The organism is Actinomadura gamaensis (genome assembly GCF_042652125.1).
GTDB classification, from domain to species: Bacteria; Actinomycetota; Actinomycetes; order Streptosporangiales; family Streptosporangiaceae; genus Spirillospora; species Spirillospora gamaensis.
Map to the genome: position 1 here is coordinate 224,731 of NZ_JBHSIT010000006.1, position 22,339 is coordinate 247,069.

Sequence of the window (22,339 nt, forward strand, 5' to 3'; positions counted from 1 at the left end):
GGCGAGGGGGTCAGGCGGGGATGGGGCCGCCGTCGGATTCGTCTCGGGGAGGGGTGGGGTCTTCTTCCAGGTACTCGTCGTCCGGCCAGAGGTCGTTGGCGAGCCAGGCCAGGTACTCCTCGTCGCCCTGGTCGAGTTCGGCGGTCATGGACTCGGGGTAGGGCGGCCGGGTCTCGGGCGGGGGAGGTGCGGAGCGCAGGAGGCGCGGCAGGCAGATCGTGGCGAAGAGGGCGGCGAGCGCTGCCAGGACGATTGCTGCGATCAACCCCTGCCGTCCTTCCGGGTGGCACGTAAGGAGCAAAACAGTTGAACGCTACTAGACGCATCTATCGGGCGCTCGGACGACATGCCGCGTGCAGGGAAGGGATCTTGCGAAGTTTCACCGGGCTCGGACCATGCCGCGGCCCCCGAGCGGGGCTCGGGGGCCGGTGATCGTCAGGCCGGGACGGCCTCTTCGAGTTCCTGTTCCAGGTCCTCGTGGGTCGGGACGGGGACGGGCGTGCGGGTGCGGGATTCGTGCAGGGCCGCGAGGCTGATCAGGACCGCGCCCGCCGTGAGCCACAGGGCGAGGGTGAGGATGTGGGCGCCGAGGTTGTGGTTGTCGAAGTAGACGAAGCTCCGGACGCCTTCGACGAAGCCGGCGCCCGTCCAGAACGAGTGGAGCGAGGCGAAGAAGCCGTTCTGGAGCTCGGGGCGGAAGACGCCGCCGGCGGTGGTGAAGTTCAGCATCACGAACAGGACCATCATCGCCAGCATCGTGAAGCGCTTGAGGAAGGTGTGCAGGCCGACGCCGATCAGCAGGATGCCGGTCGAGTACAGGAAGGACATCCCGAACACGGCGGGCAGGTCGTGGTCGACGAGGTGGAAGACCGGGCCCGCGAAGAGGGTGCCGATGGCGCTGACGATCGCGCCCGTCCCGACGGCGATGAGGGCGCGCAGGCGCATCGGCAGGGGCGCGCCCGCGCCGCCGATCGCGGCGACCGAGGTGTAGGAGCCGATGCTCAGCGCGACGAGCAGGAAGAACAGCCCCTGCGCCGTGGGGTCGCCCTTGGCGGGCGGCGCGACGTCGGTGACCTTCAGCGGGGCGTGCTGGGTGGACGCGACGTCGGTGAAGACCTTCTGGACGGCGGTCGCGGTGGTGTCGGAGCCCGCGGTGGCGACCAGCAGCTCCGGGGAGCCGGGGACGTAGGCGCCGAAGATCTTCTGGTCCATGAGCTGCGCGGTCGCGGCGTCGCGGGACGGGACGGTCCGGACGTCGAGGGCGTCGCCCGCCTTGTCCTTCAGCGTCTGGGCGAGGACCTGGGTCTGCGGGCCGCCGCCGACGACCGCGACCCTCAGCTCGTGCGGCTCCGGCTGGTGGAACGCGCCGAGGTACGCGAAGCCCATCCCGATGCACATGATCAGCGGGACGAACAGGTGGCCGAAGAGATGGCGCAGCGTGGCGCGGGTGTCGGCGGAGCTCGTCATGGTCCTCCCGTCCGGGTGAGTTGTAAAATACAACTACGACTAAGTTGTACTATACAACCATGGACGCGGTGACGGAACGTGATGACGAGCACACCCGGGACGACGCCCTCGAGACGATCCGCTGGGAGCTGACGGCGCTGGCCAGGCGCGCGCGGGCGATCGCCGGCCGGTCCCATCCGGAGCTCTCGCTGGTCGCCTACAGCCTGCTCAGCCACCTGAACGACACCGGCGGATGCCGGGCGATCGATCTTGCCGAGTACTTCCTGCTGGACAAGTCCACGGTCAGCCGCCAGGTCGCCGCGCTGGAGCGGCTCGGGCTGGTCGAGCGCGCCGAGCGGACCGGCGGACGCGGTGACCAGGCGAGCGGGCACGGGGACCAGGCGGAGGGCGACGGTGACCGGGCTGGCGGGGCCGGTGACCGGGCGGGCGGCGGCGGTGACCGGGTGGGCGCGGGTGGCGGTGGCCGGGCGGGCGGGCGTGGGCAGCGGCTCGTGCCGACCGAGGCCGGGCGTGCGCTGCTGGACGAGGCCGTGCGGCGCCGGCACGAGGCGATCACCGAGCGGCTGCGCGACTGGTCGGACGACGATCTCGCCCGGTTCGCCGGATATCTGGTCAGGTACAACGACGCGGAGGAGTGAAGCGGGCAGAATCGTCCCCATGGCGAAAGCAGTTACTTACTGCCGCATCTGCGAGCCGCTCTGCGGCCTGACGGCGACCGTCGAGGGCGGCGTCGTGACCGCGCTCCGCGCCGACCGGGAGCATCCGCTGTCGCGGGGCTTCGCCTGCCCGAAGGGCATCGCGATGACCGAGGTGCAGAACGATCCGGACCGGGTCGTCCATCCGCTGCGCCGCACACCGGACGGCGGGTTCGAGCGGGTGACCTGGGACGACGCCCTGAGCGACATCGCCCGGCGGCTGGACGCGCTGCGCCGTGCGCACGGAGGCGACTCGATCGGCTGGTACTTCGGCAACCCGGCCACGTTCTCGTACTCGCATCCGCTGTGGCTCAACGGTTTCATGCGCGCGCTCGGCTCGCCGCATTTGTATTCGGCAGGCTCCCAGGACACTAACAGCCGGTTCGCCGCGAGTGCCCTGCTCTATGGCGCGCCGCACCTTGTCCCGCTGCCCGATATCGAGCGGACCGATTTCCTGCTGATGCTCGGCGCGAACCCGCTCGTGTCGCACGGCAGCCTGGTCAGCGTGCCGCGCATCCGGGAGCGGCTCAACGCGATCGTGAAGCGGGGCGGACGCGTCGTCGTCGGCGATCCGCGCCGGACCGAGACCGCGCGCGCCTTCGAGCACCTGCCGGTCGCGCCGGACGGCGACGCCTGGCTGCTGCTCTCCCTGCTCAACGTCATCTTTCAGGACGGGCTCGCCGACATCGACACGTGCTCACGGCAGGTCACCGGGCTGGCCGCGCTGCGCGGGCTCGTCCGGGATTTTCCGCCCGAGCGGACGGGGCCGAACAGCGGCGTGGCGGCCGAGGCGGCACGAAAGCTGGCGCATGATCTCGCCGCCGCGCCGCGCGCGGTGGTGTACGGCCGGACGGGCACCTGCCTCGGCCAGCACGCCACGCTGGTCGCGTTCCTCATCGACGCCGTCAACGCCGTGACCGGAAACCTCGACCGTCCGGGCGGCGCGATCTTCGGGGAGTCGCCGCTGCCGGTGGACGAGATCGTCAGACTTTCCGGGCTCGGCACCTACGGCCGCACGCGGTCCCGCGTCGGCGGCTTCCCGGACGTGCTCGGCACGTTCCCCGCCGGGATCATGGCCCGCGAGATCACCACACCCGGCCCCGGACGGCTCCGCGCGCTGATCGTCTCGGCGGGCAACCCGGTGCTGTCGGTCCCGGGCGCGACCGCGCTCGACGCCGCGCTGGACGAGCTCGACCTGCTCGTCTGCGTCGATCTCTACGTCGGCGAGACGGCCCGCAAGGCGGACTACGTGCTGCCCGCGACCACGTTCCTCGAACGCGAGGATTTTCCGCTGCCGTTCCTCCAGAACTACCTCACGCCCTACGTCACGTGGACCGAGGCCGTCGTCCCGCCGCGCGGCGAGGCCCGCCAGGAGTGGGAGATCATCGACGAGCTCGCCGCGCGGATGGGCCTCGGCATCGGCGCGCTGGCCCCGCAGCGCCTCGCCCACCGCGCCGCCCGCCGCCTCGGCCTGCGCCCGTCACCGCGCACGATGATGGACGCGCTCCTGCGATCGAGCCCGCGTGGCGACTGGTTCGGACTGCGACCGGGCGGGCTCAGTATCCGGAAACTCCGGAAGAATCCGCACGGGATCGTCCTCGCCGAGCATCAGCCGACGGGGAGGCTGCGCCGCCGGATCACCCATCGCGACCGGCGCGTCCACCTCGCCCCGGACGAGATCGCCGCCGCGATCGAGCGCCTCCGAACGGCCCCGCCCGCGCCCGCCGACCTGCCGCTCCGTCTGATCGGCCTCCGCGAGCCGCGCTCGCACAACTCGTGGATGCACAACGTGCCGTCCCTCATGCGCGCGCGTACGCAAGCCGCCCGGATCAGCCCGCGGGACGCCGCGCGCTACGGCCTCACGGACGGCGCCCCCTGCGAGATCGCCTCAGCGCACGGGACGATCCGGCTGCCCGTCCTGATTACGGACGACGTCACGCCCGGTGTTGTGGTCGTGCCTCACGGGTGGGGCCACGAGGGCGGCGGCTGGCGCGTCGCGACCGCGAACGGCGGCGCGAACGTCAACGTCCTGGCCTCGCCCGACCCCGGCGACCTGGAGAAACTTGCCGGAATGGCCCGCTTGAACGGCATCCCGGTGCGGGTGGGGGCCGTGGGACGGGAATCGAACACCGAGCACATCGTGTCGCCATCGGGACGCCCGGTTCCGGACACGGAGAATTAGTGATCGCCAGAAGCCGAAACGGCAGTTCTTGGCTAACTCTTTACCTTTGCGTATTGATCGTTCAGGAAAGGGGATCGGAGTCGTTCTCGACGTCCAGACCCACCACCGAGGCGCAGCCGGTGCAGATCCACTCGGCGACCACCGCCTCGGGGTCGTCGCCGAGCCCGAGCGCGTGGTACGGCCGGGCCACCTCGCGGCGGCGCATGCCGTGCCCGCAGGAGGAGTGCAGCAGCCGGCCGCAGCGCGGGCAGGGCCACACGTCCTCGCGGCGCAGCAGGCAGCTCGGGCAGTGCGGGACCTCGGAGAGGTCGAGCAGGCCGAGCTCGTGCCGCCACTGCTGTTCCAGGTCGAGGTAGTCGTCGGCGGGCCAGTGGTGGTCGGCGAGCCAGGCGAGGTACTCCTCCTCGCCGGGCTCCAGCTCGGCCGTCAGGGACTCTGGATGCCCGCCGGGAGCGGTCTCGCGCGCAGTGGCGGCGGGTTGCGGACGCGGCGCCGCACGGCGCAGCGCGGCCAGCAGCGCCAGCAGGCCGGCGAACACGATCACGGCCAAGACCATCGCGGAATCCTTTCATGATCGTGCCGCGGGGAAGTCGGATCATGAATTCACTTCACAAAGCCGAGCGAACGCTATCGGAAAGAGTCTTATCGGAAAAGTCGATCACGAGGAAGTCGGAAATGGGATCTTGAGTGGGCGATGTCCGAAACCCGACGCTTCTTGGTCCGTAACCTCCCGGCACGGCACAATCGAGACAGCTCCCGACCGAGGAGGTCACATGCCGGGTCCGCCGGATCCGCAGCGCCCGTCCGCGTCAGAGCGCGGCGCGTTGCCCCTGCTCAGCGGCGTCGTCCGCGGCGGGGCGCGGAAGGCCGCGGGCGCCCTCGCCGCCTCCGCCGACACGGCCGCCGACCTCGCCGTCCGCGCCGCCGGGATCGGGACCGGGAGCACGGAGCGCACGACCCGCCTCGTCGCGCGGATGATCGAGGTCGCCGGGCAGGGGATCGCTGGCGCGGCGGCGGTGTCGGCCGGCGCCGGGCGTGCCGCGACCTCGCTGGGAGACGCCGTCGCGGTGCTGCCGCACCTCGCCGCGTCGCTGGACCGGCTGGCGGACGCCGCGGTCAGCCTGGAGTCGCTCGCCGAATCCGCCTCGTCCCTGCACCGGATCGGCGAGGCCGCGCACGAGCTGCACCGGATCGGCGAGGCGGCGGACGAGCTGGGCCGCCTCGCCGACGCCGCCGAGCAGATCCCGGCCGTCGCCGCCGACCTCGAACGGCTCGCGGCCATCGCGCCCGTCCTGGAGGAACTGGCCACCGCGATGGACGACCTGCGCGAGCTGGGCCGGGTCGTGCCCGTCCTGGAGCAGCTCAGCGGCACCGTCGGCCCGCTCGCCCAGACCGTGGACGGCCTGCGGCCGCTGGCCGAGTCGATCATCGAGATGCGGGACGCGATCGAGACGCTGAACGCCACGGTCAGCCCGCTCCAGGGCACCGCCGAACGGCTCGGCCGGTTCGTGGACCGGTTGCCGCAGAGCCGCCGCGCCGTCCGGCGGCGCCCGGCCGACGGGCCCGCGTGAAGGTGGGGTTGTCCGCAGGCCGGCCCTCCGGATGACCACCCGAAAGCGGACGGTGGACCTCATGGTGGGACGAAATCGTTGTTCCTAGCGTGACGGTCATGATGGAAACGACGGGATGGACGGCGGTGGCCGCCGGCGACGGCGGCGTGACCGGCTGGGCCACCGACCTCATGGAACGCCTCGGCGCCCCCGGCGCGGGCATCGCGATCGCCCTGGAGAACCTGTTCCCGCCGCTGCCCAGCGAGGTGATCCTCCCGCTCGCCGGGTTCACGGCGGCGCGCGGCGACATGAACCTGGTCGCCGCGCTCGTCTGGACGACGCTGGGCTCGGTGGTCGGCGCGCTGGCCCTCTACGGCGTCGGCGGCGCGATCGGACGCGACCGGGTCCGGGCGGTCGCGGCGTGGCTCCCGCTCGTCAAGGTCGAGGACCTCGACCGCACCGAGGCGTGGTTCGCGCGGCACGGCGCGAAGGCGGTGTTCTTCGGCCGGATGATCCCGATCTTCCGCAGCCTGATCTCCGTCCCGGCCGGGGTGGAGCAGATGTCGCTCGGGCCGTTCCTGCTGCTCACGACCCTGGGCAGCGCCCTGTGGAACACCGTTTTCGTGCTGGCCGGATACTGGCTCGGTGACAACTGGCACGTGGTCGAGGAGTCCGTCGGCGTCTACTCCAAGGCCGTCCTGGCGGCGGTCGCGCTGGCGGCCGTGGCCTTCCTGGGCGTCCGGATCGTCCGGGCGCGGCGCGCACGCGGCGCCCACGCCATGAGCAACGACCGCCCGGACTTCACCCGGCCGGACATCCCGCGCCCGGACCTCGGCCATCACGGTCACGCCGCCCCGCACGACAACCGCTACGAAACCCGGTACGGCGCTCGCCACGACCGTCGGCACGACGACCGCTACGACCCTTCGGCGGACGTGTGACGTCTGGATCGACCCTGGTCCGCGCGCTCGCGGGTCTGGCGCTGGGCACGGTGACCGCGGTGCTCACCGTCCTCGTGGCTCCGGCCCTGCTCAGCGCGCGCGTCGCCACGGCGTCCGCCGAGCTCGAGCGGCGCAGGGTGGACGCGTTCCTGAACGCGCGGATCACGCCGGTCGGCGTCGATCGGCGGCGCGCGGCGGCCTATCTGTGCGCCCGGGTTCCCGCCGGACTGCTGGGCGGAGTGATCCTGGCCCTCATCGCGATCGGGGTCGTGACGGCGGTGCGGCTGCCCGTCGGATGGTGGGTCACCGGGCGGGACCTGGACCACATCCCGCCCTCGCCCGCGATCATCGCCTACATCGCGGTTACCGGGATCGTGCTCGCCTTCCTCGCCGTCCAGGGGCTCGTCGGCGTCGCCGCGATGGAGCGGCGGCTCGCCGCGCGGTTCCTCGGCCCGGACCCGCTGGACGCCTACCGGCGGCGCGTCGCCGAGCTGGCCGCGAGCCGCGCCGAGGTCGTCGCCGCCGTGGACGACGAGCGCCGGCGCATCGAACGCGACCTGCACGACGGCGTCCAGCAGCGGCTCGTCGCGCTCGGCATGCTCATCGGCCGCGCCCGCCGCGCGGACGACCCCGACCGCGCCCGTGACCTGCTGCGGCAGGCCCACGACGCGTCGCGGCTCGCCCTCGCGGATCTGCGCGAGACGTCCTGGCGGGTGTTCCCTTCCGCGCTCGACTCAGAGGGGCTCGGCTCGGCGCTGGAGGCGGTCGCCGAACGCGCCCCGCTACCGGTGGATCTGGACGTCCGGCTGGACGGCCCGGACCGTCCGCCCCGCGAGGTGGAGACGGCCGCGTACTTCGTGGTCTGCGAGGCCGTGACGAACGCGGCGAAGCACGCCGGGGCGTCGCGGGTGGCGGTGCGGGTCGCCGGGGACGGCAGAATCCTGTCCGTGACGATCATCGACGACGGGACGGGCGGCGCCGAGCCGTCCGGGGGCGGGCTGCGCGGCCTCGCCCGCCGCGCCGCGGCGCTCGACGGGACGTTCCGCGTGGTCAGCCCGCCCGGCGGCCCCACCGAGATCACCGCGGAGCTGCCGTGCGGGTGATGCTGGCCGAGGACTCCGCGCTGCTCCGCGAGGGCCTGGTGCGCCTGCTCGCCGAGGAGGGGCACGAGGTCGCCGCGGCGGTCGGGGACGCCGACGCGCTGCTCGCGGCCGTCGCCGCCGACCCGCCGGACGTGGTCGTCGTGGACGTCCGGATGCCGCCGACGCACACCGACGAGGGACTCCGCGCCGCGCTCGAGCTGCGCCGGACCCGTCCCGATGTCGGGGTGCTCGTCCTGTCGCAGTACGTCGAGCGCCGGTTCGCCACCGAACTGCTCACGTCCAGCGCGAGCGGTGTCGGCTACCTGCTGAAGGACCGCGTCGCGCAGGTGGACGAGTTCCTCGACGCGCTCGACCGCGTGCACGCGGGCGGCGCGGCGTTCGACCCGGAGGTCGTCCGGCGGCTGCTGGCGGGCGCGGACCGCGAGCGCGCCGATCCGCTCGCCGCGCTGACGCCGCGCGAGCGGGAGGTCCTCGCCGCGATGGCCGAGGGCCTCACCAACGCCGCGATCGCCGGACGCCTGCACGTCTCGCAGAGCGCCGTCGAGAAGCACGCCAACGCGATCTTCGGCAAGCTGGGACTGGACGGGGCGTCCGGCTACAGCCGCCGCGTCCTGGCCGTCCTGCGCCACCTCGGAGCATGACCCGCCGACCCGACGATCATGGCAAGCTGGCGTCCGGCGAGCGGCCGACGCGGCGCGGCGCCGCAGCGCAGTGCCGCGCGGCGAAGAGATGAATCGATCGACGGAGGAGTACGGCATGACGGACAAGCTCGACTGGATTCCGGCGACGGAGCGTCCCGATCTGCTGGCCGGCCCCGTCGCGGCGGCCATCGCGGACGTCGCGGGCGCGCGCGTCGCCGAGATCGACCCGGAGCTGGCCGACACCGCCGCGTTCTGCGAGCGCTACGGCGTGCCGCTGGAGATCAGCGCGAACTGCGTGGTCGTCGCGGCGAAGCGCGGCGGCGAGGTGAGCTACGCGGCGTGCATGGTCCTCGCGACCGACCGGGCGGACGTGAACGGCGTCGTGCGCAAGCACCTCGGCGCGCGCAAGGCGTCCTTCGCGCCGATGGCGGAGGCGACGTCCCTGACCGGCATGGAGTACGGCGGGATCACCCCCGTCGGCCTGCCCGCGGACTGGCCGATCCTGGTGGACGCCGCCGTCGCCGAGGCCGCCGAGGTCGTGATCGGCGGGGGAGTGCGCGGGTCCAAGCTCCTCGTCCCCGGCAAGTCCCTGGCCGCCCTGCCGGGCGCGGAGGTCATCCCGCTGGCCCAGTGAGGAGCCTCGCCGCGCGAAACGGCGGCGGAATTTCCCGGCGGGCGAAACGGAACGTTCCCAAGCGAGGGAAGCGAAAGCGCGAGCGCGCTCAGCCTCCGCCGGCGCGGAGGTTGTCGGCGACGCGGGAGAGGGCCGTGCCGAGGACGTCGAGCTCCTCGGCGGAGAGAGCGTTGATCAGGTGCCGCCGGACGAGCCGGCGGTGGCCGGGCCGGACGCGGGCGAGCCGGTCCTCGCCCTCGGCGGTGAGCTGCGCCCAGACGGCGCGGCGGTCGGTCGGGCAGGGCGACCGGCGGACCAGGCCGCGCTGTTCGAGCTGGGTGACCTGGTAGGTCAGGCGGCTCTTGGAGACCATCGCGCGGCGCGCGAGCTCGGTCATGCGCAGCCGCCGCTCGTCCGCGCCGCGCAGCGTGACCAGGATCTCGAAGTCGGCGTGGGAGAGCTCGCCGTCCGTCTTGAGCTGCCGCTCGATCTCCTGCTCCAGCAGGTGCGACGCCGCGAGGAAGCCCTTCCAGGCGCGCAGTTCGGCCGGTTCGAGGGGCGCGCCGCCGGCGGGCTCGCCGGCGCCCGCCTCGCCGGACGGGCCGGGGCGGTCGGAACGGTCGGGGTGGAACATGAATCCGATTCTATTCGGTTCAGATTTGAATCATCACCGCGAGGGTGTTAGTACAGGTTTGAACATTTTTGTTCCCCCCGCCAGGTTTCCCCGCACGACCCCGCGAAGGAGCTCCCGTGTACCTGTCCCGCAGAATCCCCGCCCTCTCCGATGCCGGGCTGCTGCTCGGCCGCCTCGTGCTCGGCGTCGTGTTCGTCGCGCACGGCTGGCAGAAGTTCCACAAGTACGGGCACGCCAACGTCACCAAGATGTTCGACGGCATGGGCATCCCGCTGCCCGGCCTGGCCGCGACCTACGCGACCTGGGTCGAGCTCGCCGGCGGCATCCTCCTGATCGTCGGCGTGCTGACCCCGCTCGTCGGCCTGCTGCTGTTCGGCGACATGGCCGGCGCGCTCTGGTTCGCGCACGCCGACCACGGCTTCTTCTCCGAGAAGGGCGGCTACGAGTACGTCCTCGTGCTCGGGATCCTGTCCCTGCTCGTGGCCCTCGCCGGTCCCGGGAGGCTCTCCCTGGACGCGCTGCTCGACGGCGGGCTGAGGAGGGGCGGCGCGCTCGACCGCGAACGCCGGGCCGTCAACGTCTGATCCCTTCCGGGGACGGACGCCGGCCCGTCCCGGGGCGTGTGCGGGCGCTCCGGGACGGAAAGCGACAGAAGGCGGGAGCCCGGTACCGATCGGCGGGGGTCGGTACCGGGCTCCCGTCGCGCCGTGCGAAGAACGGGCAGGTGAAGAACGGCCAGGTAGAGACCCGTATGATGCCATCTTGTGATCATGTGCCCGCGTGTTCCGTTCCCGGAGGGGTAGAGCTCAGGTGATCACGCTGGAGCTGGAAAGGCAGGTCGTGGGGTGTCGCGCGCTAGTGACTTCGTTGTGGTGGCCAACCGCCTTCCCGTGGACCGGGTCGTCGGCGAGGACGGGGAGCCGTCCTGGCGGCGCAGCCCGGGCGGACTGGTCAGCGCCATCGCGCCGCTGATGCGTCGCAGGCACGGGACGTGGATCGGCTGGGCCGGTGCGCCCGACGAGCGGCTGGAGCCGTTCGAGGAGGACGGCATGTCGCTGGTGCCCGTCCACCAGTCCGCCGAGGACGTGGAGCTGTACTACGAGGGGTTCTCCAACGCGACGCTGTGGCCGCTGTACCACGACGTCGTCGCGCCGCCCGTCTACGACCGGGCGATGTGGGACGCCTACGTGCGCGTCAACGAGCGCTTCGCCGAGGTGGCCGCCGACGTCGCCGCCAAGGGGGCGATGGTCTGGGTGCAGGACTACCAGCTCCAGCTCGTCCCGGCGATGCTGCGGCGCCTCCGGCCGGACCTGCGCATCGGGTTCTTCCTGCACATCCCGTTCCCGCCGCTGGAGCTGTTCTGGCAGCTGCCGTGGCGGCGGCAGATCCTCGAAGGGCTGCTCGGCGCGGACCTGGTGGGCTTCCAGTTGCCCGGCGCGGCCCAGAACTTCGTCCGGCTGTGCCGCCGGCTGCTCGACGCGCGCACCTTCAAGCAGGACGTGTTCTGGGACGGCCGCACCGTCCGGGCCCGCGCGTTCCCGATCTCGGTGGACGCCGAGGAGCTGCAGAAGCTCACCGAGGACCCGGGCGTCCGCCGCCGCGCCGCCGAGATCCGCGAGGACTTCGGCGACGCCCGGCTGCTGCTCGGCGTCGACCGGCTCGACTACACCAAGGGCATCACGCAGCGCCTGGAGGCGTTCGGCGAGCTGTTCCGGGACGGCGAGCTGCGTCCCGGCGAGGCCGTGTTCATCCAGATCGCCACGCCCAGCCGCGAGCGCGTCGAGCAGTACCAGCTGCTCCGCGACCAGATCGAGCAGCAGGTCGGCCACATCAACGGCGAGCACGGCGAGCTCGGCACGCCCGTCATCCACTACCTGCACACGTCCTACGACAGGGCCGAACTCGCCGCCCTCTACCTCGCCGCCGACGTCATGGTCGTCACGCCCCTGCGGGACGGCATGAACCTCGTCGCCAAGGAGTACGTCGCGTGCCGTGAAGACTTGGGCGGTGCCCTGGTCCTGAGTGAATTCGCCGGTGCCGCGGCCGAACTCAAGCGCGCCTACCAGGTCAACCCGTACGACATCGACGGCCTGAAGAAGTCCCTGCTGGACGCCCTGCGCGACCATCCCGCCGAGCAGGGGCGCCGGATGCGCGCGATGCGCCGCCGCGTCCTGGAACACGACGTGGACCGCTGGGCGCGCGACTTCCTGGCCTCCCTGGAGGAGCCGTCGCCTCCCGCGGCCATGGGGCGCGAAGCCGTCTGACCTCGGCTCAAGAAGCCGCTGCTCAACAATCACGCGCCGTGCGACGCTCCAGCGCCGCACGGCGCGTTCTTGTGTGCCGCGACGCTGGTTGGCCGGATGGCAGCGGGCGCCGGACAAGACCTGGACTGCGCGTCAGTGCTGTGCCGGGTGCCCGAAGTGGGCCTTGACTCGGGGCGGACGAGGTTGACCCGCATGACTGGGGCCTGACTCGCTGACGTGGCGCTTGTTTGGGACGTGCCGTGCGGGTAGGGACGGCACGTCCTTGTCGTCCCGGCGGAGCGGGGAGGCTCGGCCCGAGGGTCAGGAGGTCAGGTCGAAGGCGGCCCAGACGGCCTTGCCGCCGGTGCTGAGCGGCGCCCAGCCCCAGGCGTCGCTGATCCCGGCGACGACGAGGAGGCCGCGGCCGTCCTCGCTGAAGGTGTCCTCGGGGCGCGCGACGGCGGGCCTGCTGCCGCCGGGGTCGGTCACCGTGACGACCAGACGGCGCGGGTGACCGAGCAGCACGAGCTGTATGGGACGCGACTGAACCTGGTTTAGGGACGTCTCCATCCCATGACGGAGGGCGTTGGTGACGAGTTCGGACACCGCGACGAGGATGTCGGAACCGTCACCGGGCAGGCCCCATTCGGCGATCGTCCCGCGCGCGAACGCGCGGGCCGCGCGGGGCGCGGTCGGGTCGGCGGGCAGGACCGTCCGCGCGGTGCGCGGGCTGCCCTCGTGCGGCGTCGGCCAGAGGCCGGCGAACCCTGTCGCGGCGGTGGCATCCCGGTGGCCGGGCAGCGAGGAGACCGTGTCCCCGGCGGCGGCGCCGTCCGGCGCGCCGAGGTCCGGGCCGGCGAACGGGAGGTCCAGGGGGCGCCGGCCCCGCTCGACGGTAGCCGCGAGGTCGTCGGCCTGGTCAACGAACATTGGCAACCCCCGGGGCGTGCGGGCGGGACGGGTGCGAGCGTTCGCTATCTTGCTCCTCACGTCGTGCAGATGCAAGACCGTTTGCAAGCACGAATGCATGGCCATACGCACAACCAGATGCACGTGCATTTCGTATCATCGCTGCCGGGGCCCGATCGGAGCCGGGAGCGGGGACACTCTCCGGCCCGCCCCGGCGGCGGGCCACGAACTCCAGCAAGGGGGCACACGATGGACGGCGACGACATGCCGACCGTCTCGCGCGACGACCGGCTCGTCTGGCAGAAGAGCCGTCGCAGCAATCCGAACGGCAACTGCGTCGAGCTGGCGGAGCTGCCCACGGGGGACATCGCGGTCCGCAACTCCCGCTACCCCGAGGGGCCGATCCTCGTGTACACGCGCGCGGAGGTGGAGGCCTTCGTCGGCGGGGCCAAGGACGGGGACTTCGACCACATGCTCGTCTGACCGAACCGCGTTCCATTCGACGTCCGGTCCGGGTACCGTGCGGTGGCATGCACCTGGGGCAGATCGCCGCGCAGACCCCCGGCAAGCCCGCCGTGATCATGGCGGGCTCCGGACGGGTCGTCACCTTCGGGGAGCTGGACGAGGCGTCCAACCGGCTGGCCCGGCTGCTCGCCGCCGCCGGACTCCGCCCCGGCGACCACCTCGCCTTCATGCTGGAGAACCATCCGCTGTTCCTCGCGGTCGCCTGGGCCGCGCAGCGCTCCGGCCTGCACTACACCGCCGTCAGCTCCCGCCTCCAGCCGGACGAGCTGGCCTACATCGTCGACAACTGCGAGGCGAAGGCGTTCATCACGAGCGCCGCCCTCGCCGACCGCGCCGCCGCCGTCCCGCCCGAGCGGATCCCCGACGTCACGCTGAAGCTCATGCTGGACGGCACCGCGCCCGGCTTCGACTCCTATGAGGAACGCGTCGCCGAGCATCCGCCGACGCCGCTCCCCGAGGAGTTCGAGGGCGCGGACATGCTGTACTCGTCCGGCACCACCGGACGCCCCAAAGGCGTCAAGACCCCCCTGACGCTCGCGCCGATGGGCACCCCGTCCGCGCTGTACCAGCTGATCACGCTGCTCTTCCAGCCGGACGCCGACTCGGTGTACCTGTCTCCCGCGCCGCTGTACCACGCGGCGCCGCTGCGCTACAGCATGAACTTCCATCGCTGCGGTTCGACCGTCGTCGTGATGGAGAAGTTCGATCCGGAGGCGGCGCTCGCGGCGATCGAGCGTTACGGCGTCACGCACAGCCAGTGGGTGCCGACCATGTTCATCCGCATGCTGAAGCTGCCCGAAGAGGTGCGCGCCCGGTACGACCTGTCGTCGCTGAAGCACGCCGTCCACGCCGCGGCGCCCTGCCCCGTCCCGGTCAAGGAGCGCATGCTCGACTGGTGGGGCCCGATCCTGCACGAGTACTACGCCGGGACGGAGGGCAACTGCTTCGTCTACGCGAGCCCGTCGGACTGGCTCGCCCACAAGGGCACCGTCGGGCGTCCGCTGCTCGGCGAGGTGCACGTGTGCGACGAGGACGGCAACGAGCTCCCGCCCGGGAAGGACGGCACGCTGTACTTCGCGTCCGGCTCGTCGTTCGAGTACCACGGCGACCCCGCGAAGACCGCCGCGTCCCGCGACCCGTGGGGCCACGGCTGGACGACCCTGGGCGACGTCGGCCACGTGGACGCCGACGGCTTCCTCCACCTCACCGACCGCCGCTCCTACATGATCATCAGCGGCGGGGTGAACATCTACCCGCAGGAGGCGGAGAACGTCCTGGCCGTCCACCCGGAGGTCGCCGACGTGGCCGTCATCGGCGTCCCGGACGAGGAGATGGGCGAGGCGGTCAAAGCCGTCGTCCAGCCCCTCGACCCCGACCGTGCCGGGCCGGAACTGGAGGCCGAGCTCATCGCCTACTGCCGCGAGCGCCTCGCCCACTACAAGTGCCCGCGCTCGGTCGACTTCCGCGCCGAACTGCCGCGCCACCCCACCGGCAAGCTCCTCAAGCGCCTGCTGAAGGACGAGTACTGGAAGGCTCACGCCCCGACGGCGTGAAGCGCGCCTTCATCCCGGAATGCGAGTGCGGTGGGCCGCTCCCGCACAGCATGATTCACCCATGTCTCAAGAAATCGCCACCCGACAGGTTGAGATCGAGGTCGGCGACTCCGGCCCGATGACGGCATACGTGGCCCGTCCCGACGACCACCGGACGCGTCCGGTCGTCCTCGTGGGATCCGAACTCTGGGGGCTGACCGAGGAGGTCCGCGCCATGGTCCGGGAGGTGGCGGCGCTCGGTTACGTCGCGATCGCCCCGGACGTCTACCACCGTTCCGGCACCGAGGGCGCGTCCGGAATGGAGGAGACCGACGCGAACCGGCGCCGCGGCTTCGAGATGATCGGGCAGTTGACGCGGCACGGCGTCACGGCCGATTTCGACACCGCGCTCAAGTACGCGCGCGTGGAGGCGAACGGCGGTCCGAAGGCGGGCGTGCTCGGCTTCAGCCTCGGCGGCCACATCGCGTTCTTCGTCATGAGCCGCCTGGGCCTGTCCGCCGCCGCGCTCTACTACCCGGGCTGGCTGCCCGTCGCCGGAACCGCGCTGAGCCGTCCCGAACCCCTGCTGGACGCCTGCGCGCAGGACCTCGCGGACGGCGGCGGACGCGTCCTGCTGTTCTGGGCCGAACTCGACCACGTCATCGACGCCGAGCAGCGGCAGCGGATCGACGAGGGGCTCACCGCCGCCGGAGCGAACTACGAGTCGATCGTCTACCCGGGGGCGAAGCACGCCTTCTTCTTCCCCGGACGCGAGATGTTCGACAAGGCCGCCGCCGAGGACTCCTGGGCGCGCGTGCGCGACCTGTTCGCCGCCGAACTGACCGACTGACCGACTGACCGGCGGGCCGTCCGGACCCTGGAAACGCGGGACGCCCCGGCGTCCGGTCCGTGTGAGGGGGACCGGACGCCGGGGCGTCCCTTCCGGACGGAGTGACCCGTCAGTGCTTTCTGGCGGAGTGACCCGTCAGTGCATCGGCATCGGCGCGTCGACCGTGGCCTCGGGCTTGCTCCGCGGCAGGAACAGCGCCGGGATGAACGCGAGGATCAGCAGCGCCGCCGACCACCAGTAGGTGGTCTGGAAGGCGTCCGCCATCTTGTGCGGCACCTGAGCCAGCATCTCCGGCGGCAGCTTCTTCAGCGCGGCGGCCTGCTGCGCCTGGTCGCCGCCCGAGGGGAGCCCCCGGTCCTTCAGCTGGGTCGCGAGCAGGACGGCGATGAACGCGGTGCCGATCGAGCCGGCGACCTGCTGGATGATGTTCAGCGCGGTGCTCGCCCGCGGCACCTCGGCGTGCTGCAGCGTCGCCATCGCGGCGGACATCGTCGGCATCATGGTCATGCCCATGCCCATGCCCATCACGAACAGCGCGCCGCCGAGCGCCCAGTAGGACGAGTCGACGCTGATCTGCGAGGCGAACGCCGCCACGCCGATGACCACCGTGACCAGGCCGACCAGGACGACCTTGCCCGGGCCGAGCTTGTCGGTCAGCTTGCCGCCGACCGGCATGGTGACCATCGCGCCGAAGCCCTGCGGGGCCAGCAGCAGGCCGGCGTGCAGCGCGTTCTGGCCGCGGATCGTCTGGTAGTACAGCGGCAGGATCAGCATCGCGCCGAAGAAGGCGCAGGCGAACAGCACCATCGTGCCGGACGCCGCCGCCACCGACTTGCGCTTGAACAGCCGCAGGTCGATCAGCGGCGCGGTGTTCCGCTTGCTGAGCGCGTGCGCGGCGAACAGGATCACCAGGACGGCGCCGAGGACCGTGGTGGCCAGGACGTCCGGACGGGCGAAGTCGTTCTTCTCGGCGCCGGTGGCCAGGCCGTAGATCAGCCCGGCGAGACCCGGCGACAGCAGGACCAGGCCGAGGAAGTCGAGCTTCTCGCCCTTGCCCGGCTGGTCCTTCTTCAGGATGCGGGACGCGAGGAACACCGCCACGATGCCGATCGGCACGTTGATGTAGAAGATCCAGCGCCAGGACACGTCGTCCACGAGGTAGCCGCCGAGGATCGGGCCGAGGATCGGGCCGAGCAGCATCGGGATGCCGACGATGCTCATCACCTGGCCGACCCGCTGCGGCCCGGCCGCCTGCGTCAGGATCGTCATGCCGGCGGGCATGATCATGCCGCCGCCGAGGCCCTGCAGGACCCGGAACGCGATCAGCGACGGCGCGTCCCACGCGGTGCCGGCGAGCGCGGAGCCCAGCACGAACAGCACGATCGAGACGATGTACAGCCGCTTGGTGCCGAACCGGGACGCGGCCCAGCCGGTGACCGGGATGACCGTGGCGAGCGCCAGCGTGTACCCCGTCGCCACCCACTGGATCGTGGCGAGGTCGGTGTTGAAGTCTTCGGAGAGATGACGCAGAGCGACGTTGACGACGGTCACGTCCAGGATGGACATGATCGCGCCCAGGACGACGACCATGGCCACCGCGAGCACGCCGCGATCGAGACCTCCTCCGGAGGCGTTCGCCTCGGGAGGGCCGTCCGTCGTCTGCGGAGACGCGGGAGCGGTCAAGTGAATCTTCCAATCGTGTGGGCCCGCGCGCACGGGCAGCCTGAACGGATCACGGGGTGGTCCGGGGGATCGACCGCGCCAAAATAGTGCAGTCACTGACACTTGGGCGAACCATTTAACCCGGCCGGTTCCCGGAGTATTCCAGCGACCTACGACACTTCTGGCAGCTCACCCCGCACCGGGAGGTCCCGGCAGGTCAGGACGAGTGTGACCTTCGCTACACAACACCCTCACCCCCTGGAAACCCCTCAGCGAAGCGGTCACCCGTACAGACCGCCCGCCCGCCGAGAACTCATCGCAGCGGCAGCTTCTTCAGCCGCCGTCCGAGCGCCTGGCCTCCGATGACCGGCTGGTTGTGGGCGATATACACGTTCAGCACGCGGTTGGACGCGAGGGGCGTGAGGTCGAGCGGTCGGCCGCCTTCACAGCCCAGATAGAGGTTGCGGAGTGCGGGGAGCGAGGCGAGCGGGGAGAGATCGTCCAGCTCGGGACAGTTGCGGAGCCAGAGGAGTCTGAGCTCGTGGAGACCGCGGATCCAGTCGAGCTCCGCGACGCGGGTCCCCTCGAGACTCAGGGTGGCGAGTCGCTTGAGGGCGCCGAGAGGACTGAAGTCCTGCAGCTCACCGCAGTCATCGAGGTCGAGGCTGCGGAGTGGCGAGCCGGTCAGGAAGTCCAGGTCCGCGAGCCATGGCGATTCGCCCAGGTAGAGCGCCTCCAGGGCCGGTGCTGCGGCGACCGCGAAACGGGCGACCTCCTCCGAGCGGCCCCCGACCAGGCCGAGGGTCGAGACCTCCGAGAGCGGAGGGAGCTGGTCGGGGCTGGTCAGAGCACGGGGATTCTGGAGAAGGAGGACCTGCAGGCCGTCGCGCCGTCGAAGCCCCGAGAAGTCGGTCAGACCGGTGCAGTTCCAGAGTTTGAGCCGCTGGAGGACCGGCATCTTGTCGAGGAAGTCGAACGATGGCACGGGCACCTCGGACCCCAGTGTGAACGCCTTGAGGTTCGGCATGTCCGGCAGGCGTGCCAGATCGACCTTCTCCGCCGACGGACCGTAGAGAAGAAGCTCGATCAGTTCCGCGCAGTGATGGCCGACCAGGTCGAGTTCGGAGCCGTCCAGCACGTAGGCGCTCAGGTGCGAGCGAGGCGGAATGTGCCGGAGCGCTTCCAGCTGCCTCCCGTTGTCGGCGCGCACGACGACTTGCGCGGGCTGGTGTCGCACGACGCGGTCCACGAATTCCGCGTCGTCGAAGTAGTCCCAGGCGAGGTTCAGTTCGACGACCGCCTCGATGCGTGCGTCGGAGGCATAGCGGCCCAGGGCGGCCAGCGCCCTGGGGCCGTTGATCAGCCAAGCGGTGTTGATCGTCGCCTGCGCGACACCGGGAGACAGGGCCTCGACGGTCTCGGGGAGGGCGTCGAGGACGGCCTCGCCTGCGCCGGCCAGGGAGCGGGCGGCGGCCTTGTCGCGCGGTGGGACGAGTTCGTTGAGGCAGCGGTCGAAGGCCGGGCGAAGATCCGGCGGGACGGCCGGGAGGGTTTCCAGGCATGCCACCAGGAGGAGCTTCAGGCGGCGCGCTTTGCGCGGCTCGGCGTCGATGCGGGCGAGCAGGCCGGTGATCAGGTCGCGGCGGAGCGGCTCGTTGGCGTGGCCTGCCGCCATGATCACGGTTTCGCGCCACTGGTCGCGGTGGGCCTCGCGGACGAGGAGGTCGATGTCGCCGATGTCGGCGGCGTGCTGGGCGGTCAGGTACTCCTGGACGGTCCGGTGGACGAAGTCGATGCGTCCCGGGACGGGCTCGCGGAGCACGCCGCTGCGTTGCAAGAGCGCTTCGAGGACGTCTGCCGCCTTCGCCTCGACGTTCGGCATCGCGGCGAGCCGGTCGGCGATGAGGCGCTCGACCATCGGCTTGGGCAGTTCGACGCGGTTGCTCGTGGACAGACTCCACGCTAGGTCGCGCAGAATGCGGATCTTCTGGTCCTTCTCCAGCGAAACGGCGTTCGAGACGGCGACGCCGCGCTTGGCGTCGCGGGTCTCCAGGAGGAGGTCCAAGGCCGCCGCATAGAGGCCCATGCGGTCGCGCGGCAGTGACTCACGATCAAGGTTCAGGGCGCAGAGCATCGCGGCGAGCAGGGGAGTGGACGCCAGCGTGCGCAGGTGCGGGGCCGCCTCGAAGCGGGCCAGCAGCCGTGATTCGTAGCCGGGCAGGCGTTCCGGTTCGCAGGGCAGGTCGGCGCAGTCGCGGACGGCCGCGTGCCAGTGGGCGATCAGTTCGCGCAGGTCGGCGGGGCTGAGCTGCTCCAGGAAGGCCGTCCCGAAGCCTTCGGCGCGGAGCCAGTCGGCGGTCGCGGCGGCCGGACGGGACGTGACGATCACCCGGATGCCCGGGAAGTCGCGGACGAGGCGTCCCACCCACTCCCGGACGGCCTGGCGCTGGGAGTTCGTGATCTCGTCCACGCCGTCCACCAGCACCAGGGCACGGCCGGAGAGCAGGACTCGGTGCGCCCAGCCCTTCGGCATCAGTCCTGCGAGGTTCCCGGCCATGTCGTCCAGGAACTCTTCGGGCGTGGGCAGCGTGCCGCCCGCATGGCTGCGGAGCTTGATCAGGAACGGAACGAGTCCGCGCCAGTCGGCGAGTTCGTCGGTGAACGAGCCGCGCGCCGCAGCGATGGCCAGCCACCGCAGCAGGGTGCTCTTGCCGCCGCCGGCCTCCGCGCGCACGAGGAGAAGACGGTGGTCCTTCAGCGCGGTCTCGATGCGGACGGTCCCGCCGGAGCGCTCCTCGCGCCACTCAGAGCGCGCTACGGGCTCCCGCCGCGCGCGAGGCTTGTCCTGCTCCCGCGACACGTTGAGGCTGATGTACGCGACGCTGAGACTCGTCCTGGGCCGGGTCAGCCGCTCGAACCGGACGCCGAACAACTCCAGCGTGTCGAGCGTTTCGCTCAGCGACGACAGGTAGCGGCGCGTGAACTCATCGTCCTCGCCGATGCCTTCCGGAGCGGTGAGTGAACGTGCGGGCATGCGTGCGAGAAGCGTTTCGACCTGCTCCGCCAACCCGGAGAGCCGCGAAAGGGTCTCCGCCGAAGCGCGCGGCGCGAACTGCGGCAGATGCGTCAGCACCCGTGCGAGACAGTCGCAGCACTCGTCCAGAACAACGTCGTACAGGCGCGCCCCGGCTTCGCCCAACTGGAACGAAGCTTCGCGGGCCGGAAGCGTCCCGCGGAGGCGACGGGCCAGTTTCACCGGGTCGGCGTCGTCCGCCAACAACGCAGCGTCGGAGAGGTCCGCGCGGTCGAGCGTCAGCACGACCTGGCCCAGGACCGCTTCGCGGTCGTTGTCGGTCAGGCCGCGGTACTCGGCGCGGCAGAACTTCAGGAGGCGGTCGGCGACCGCGGTGGCGATGTCCTCGAACTGGGACACCGCCTTGCGGCGCTTCAGCTCGTCCGCGTAGCCGACCTTGATGAGGTCGATCAGGTCGGACGACCGGTCGAGGCGGGCCGTCCGGCCGGAGAGCATCCGGCCGAGCACGAGCTTCGCCACTGACTTGCCGACGCCCACGGCGGCCAACTCGACGGACATCCGCCCAGTATCGCCCGTCGAGTTGGCCCGGTGTGGGGCGTTTCGTCCTTAGAAGGACGCGGGCAGGCCGAGGGAGCGGGCGATCAGCATGCGCTGGACCTCGCTGGTGCCCTCGCCGACCTCCAGGATCTTGGCGTCGCGGTAGAAGCGGCCGACGGCGTACTCGTTCATGAAGCCGTAGCCGCCGAAGATCTGCGTGGCGTCGCGGGAGTTGTCCATCGCCGCGTTCGAGGCGACGAGCTTGGCGATCGACGCCTCCTTCTTGAACGGCTCGCCCTTGAGCATCTTCGCCGCCGCCGCGTAGTAGGCGAGGCGCGCGGTGTGCGCGCGCGTCTCCATGTCGGCGATCTTGAACTGCATCGCCTGGTAGCGGCCGATCTCGCGGCCGAACGCCTCGCGCTCGCGGACGTAGCGGAGGCACTCGTCCACGCAGCCCTGGGCGAGGCCGACCGACAGCGCCGCGATCGCGATGCGGCCCTCGTCCAGGATGCGGAGGAACTGGGCGTATCCCCGGCCGCGCTCGCCGACGAGGTTCTCCGCCGGGACGCGGACGTCGTCGAAGGACAGCTCGCGGGTGTCCGAGGCCGACCAGCCGACCTTGGAGTACTTGCGGCCGACCGTGAAGCCCGGCGTGCCGTTCGGGACGAGGATCGTGGAGATCTCGTTCTCGCCCGTGAACGCCGTCACGGTCACGAACGCCGTGATGTCGGTGCCGGAGTTCGTGATGAACGCCTTGGAGCCGTTGATGACCCAGTGGTCGCCGTCCAGCCGGGCGGTGGTGCGCATGCCGCCGGGGACGTCCGAGCCGCCGCCGGGCTCGGTCAGGCCGAACGCCGCCAGCCGCTCGCCGGACGTCAGCTTCGGCAGCCACTCGCGCTTCTGCGCGTCGCTGCCGAACCGGTAGATCGGCATCGCGCCGAGCGAGACGCCGGCCTCCAGGGTGATCGCCACGGACGAGTCGACCCGCGCGAGCTCCTCCAGGGCGAGGCAGAGCGCGAAGTAGTCGCCGCCCATGCCGCCGAACTCCTCCGGGAAGGGCAGGCCGAACAGCCCCATCTTGCCCATCCCGGCGACGATCTCGTACGGGAACTCGCCGCGCTCGTACAGGTCGCCGATCGCGGGCGCGACGGTCTCGCGGGCGAAGCGCTCGACGGTGCGGCGCAGCTCTTCCTGCTCGTCGGGCAGGGTGAAGTCGATCAT

20 protein-coding genes are annotated in these 22,339 nt (G+C 71.5%); 12 read left to right on the forward strand and 8 right to left on the reverse strand.

Annotation, left to right across the window (positions count from 1 at the left end):
• Window positions 1–10: 10 nt before the first annotated feature.
• Both ACFPCY_RS21465 and ACFPCY_RS21470 read right to left on the reverse strand, forming a co-directional pair.
• Window positions 11–265, reverse strand: coding sequence for a hypothetical protein (locus ACFPCY_RS21465; RefSeq protein ID WP_378257802.1), 255 nt, complete (start codon window positions 263–265; stop codon window positions 11–13).
• A gap of 170 nt (window positions 266–435) precedes the next feature.
• A complete protein-coding gene (locus tag ACFPCY_RS21470; protein ID WP_378257804.1) occupies window positions 436–1,467 on the reverse strand; it encodes a hypothetical protein in 1,032 nt (343 codons plus the stop codon).
• Window positions 1,468–1,526: 59 nt separating this feature from the next.
• Between ACFPCY_RS21470 and ACFPCY_RS21475 the strand changes: the two genes are divergently transcribed.
• Both ACFPCY_RS21475 and ACFPCY_RS21480 read left to right on the forward strand, forming a co-directional pair.
• A complete protein-coding gene (locus ACFPCY_RS21475; protein WP_378257806.1) occupies window positions 1,527–2,105 on the forward strand; it encodes a MarR family winged helix-turn-helix transcriptional regulator in 579 nt (192 codons plus the stop codon).
• Window positions 2,106–2,124: 19 nt separating this feature from the next.
• Complete coding sequence (locus ACFPCY_RS21480) at window positions 2,125–4,344, forward strand: molybdopterin-dependent oxidoreductase (RefSeq protein WP_378257808.1); 2,220 nt, start codon at window positions 2,125–2,127, stop codon at window positions 4,342–4,344.
• Between the two features lie 61 nt (window positions 4,345–4,405).
• Here the strand turns inward: ACFPCY_RS21480 and ACFPCY_RS21485 are convergent, their stop codons facing one another.
• Window positions 4,406–4,900 carry a hypothetical protein gene (locus ACFPCY_RS21485; protein ID WP_378257809.1) on the reverse strand — a complete coding sequence of 165 codons (495 nt, stop codon included), beginning with the start codon at window positions 4,898–4,900 and terminating at the stop codon, window positions 4,406–4,408.
• Window positions 4,901–5,117: 217 nt separating this feature from the next.
• Here ACFPCY_RS21485 and ACFPCY_RS21490 point away from each other — a divergent pair, with 217 nt between their 5' ends.
• The 5 genes from ACFPCY_RS21490 (at window position 5,118) to ACFPCY_RS21510 (ending at window position 9,213) form a co-directional block, all read left to right on the forward strand.
• Window positions 5,118–5,915 carry a DUF885 domain-containing protein gene (locus tag ACFPCY_RS21490; protein WP_378257810.1) on the forward strand — a complete coding sequence of 266 codons (798 nt, stop codon included), beginning with the start codon at window positions 5,118–5,120 and terminating at the stop codon, window positions 5,913–5,915.
• Window positions 5,916–6,013: 98 nt separating this feature from the next.
• The gene (locus ACFPCY_RS21495; RefSeq protein ID WP_378257812.1) at window positions 6,014–6,835 is read left to right on the forward strand and encodes a DedA family protein; all 822 of its coding nucleotides are present in this window, start codon (window positions 6,014–6,016) and stop codon (window positions 6,833–6,835) included.
• Window positions 6,832–7,938, forward strand: a complete 1,107-nt coding sequence (locus ACFPCY_RS21500) for a sensor histidine kinase (RefSeq protein ID WP_378257814.1) — start codon at window positions 6,832–6,834, stop codon at window positions 7,936–7,938. The genes ACFPCY_RS21495 and ACFPCY_RS21500 overlap by 4 nt, the downstream gene beginning before the upstream one ends.
• Complete coding sequence (locus ACFPCY_RS21505; protein WP_378257816.1) at window positions 7,929–8,579, forward strand: response regulator; 651 nt, start codon at window positions 7,929–7,931, stop codon at window positions 8,577–8,579. The genes ACFPCY_RS21500 and ACFPCY_RS21505 overlap by 10 nt, the downstream gene beginning before the upstream one ends.
• Window positions 8,580–8,694: 115 nt before the next feature.
• On the forward strand, window positions 8,695–9,213 hold the full coding sequence (locus ACFPCY_RS21510; protein ID WP_378257817.1) for a YbaK/EbsC family protein: 519 nt from the start codon (window positions 8,695–8,697) through the stop codon (window positions 9,211–9,213).
• An 88-nt stretch (window positions 9,214–9,301) separates the two neighbouring features.
• Here ACFPCY_RS21510 and ACFPCY_RS21515 read toward each other — a convergent pair whose 3' ends face one another.
• Window positions 9,302–9,826, reverse strand: coding sequence for a MarR family winged helix-turn-helix transcriptional regulator (locus ACFPCY_RS21515; protein WP_378257819.1), 525 nt, complete (start codon window positions 9,824–9,826; stop codon window positions 9,302–9,304).
• Between the two features lie 116 nt (window positions 9,827–9,942).
• On the opposite strand from ACFPCY_RS21515, the gene ACFPCY_RS21520 reads away from it, so the two are divergent.
• Window positions 9,943–10,410, forward strand: a complete 468-nt coding sequence (locus ACFPCY_RS21520; RefSeq protein WP_378257821.1) for a DoxX family protein — start codon at window positions 9,943–9,945, stop codon at window positions 10,408–10,410.
• 261 nt (window positions 10,411–10,671) lie between these two features.
• Window positions 10,672–12,090 carry an alpha,alpha-trehalose-phosphate synthase (UDP-forming) gene (locus ACFPCY_RS21525; protein WP_378257823.1) on the forward strand — a complete coding sequence of 473 codons (1,419 nt, stop codon included), beginning with the start codon at window positions 10,672–10,674 and terminating at the stop codon, window positions 12,088–12,090.
• Window positions 12,091–12,390: 300 nt separating this feature from the next.
• Here ACFPCY_RS21525 and ACFPCY_RS21530 read toward each other — a convergent pair whose 3' ends face one another.
• Entirely contained in the window at window positions 12,391–12,999 is a 609-nt protein-coding gene (locus ACFPCY_RS21530; protein ID WP_378257824.1) for an ATP-binding protein, read from the reverse strand.
• A gap of 228 nt (window positions 13,000–13,227) precedes the next feature.
• On the opposite strand from ACFPCY_RS21530, the gene ACFPCY_RS21535 reads away from it, so the two are divergent.
• From ACFPCY_RS21535 to ACFPCY_RS21545, 3 genes are all read left to right on the forward strand, one after another.
• The gene (locus ACFPCY_RS21535) at window positions 13,228–13,461 is read left to right on the forward strand and encodes a DUF397 domain-containing protein (protein WP_378257825.1); all 234 of its coding nucleotides are present in this window, start codon (window positions 13,228–13,230) and stop codon (window positions 13,459–13,461) included.
• A gap of 47 nt (window positions 13,462–13,508) precedes the next feature.
• Window positions 13,509–15,056, forward strand: coding sequence for an acyl-CoA synthetase (locus tag ACFPCY_RS21540; protein WP_378257827.1), 1,548 nt, complete (start codon window positions 13,509–13,511; stop codon window positions 15,054–15,056).
• 61 nt (window positions 15,057–15,117) lie between these two features.
• Window positions 15,118–15,885 (forward strand): dienelactone hydrolase family protein, encoded by a 768-nt coding sequence (locus tag ACFPCY_RS21545; protein ID WP_378257829.1) that lies wholly within the window; start codon window positions 15,118–15,120, stop codon window positions 15,883–15,885.
• A gap of 135 nt (window positions 15,886–16,020) precedes the next feature.
• On the opposite strand, the gene ACFPCY_RS21550 is transcribed toward ACFPCY_RS21545, so the two are convergent.
• The 3 genes from ACFPCY_RS21550 to ACFPCY_RS21560 form a co-directional block, all read right to left on the reverse strand.
• Window positions 16,021–17,490, reverse strand: a complete 1,470-nt coding sequence (locus ACFPCY_RS21550) for a DHA2 family efflux MFS transporter permease subunit (RefSeq protein ID WP_378257831.1) — start codon at window positions 17,488–17,490, stop codon at window positions 16,021–16,023.
• Between the two features lie 370 nt (window positions 17,491–17,860).
• A complete protein-coding gene (locus tag ACFPCY_RS21555) occupies window positions 17,861–21,139 on the reverse strand; it encodes an NACHT domain-containing protein (RefSeq protein ID WP_378257833.1) in 3,279 nt (1,092 codons plus the stop codon).
• 48 nt (window positions 21,140–21,187) lie between these two features.
• On the reverse strand, window positions 21,188–22,339 hold the full coding sequence (locus ACFPCY_RS21560) for an acyl-CoA dehydrogenase family protein (RefSeq protein ID WP_378257835.1): 1,152 nt from the start codon (window positions 22,337–22,339) through the stop codon (window positions 21,188–21,190).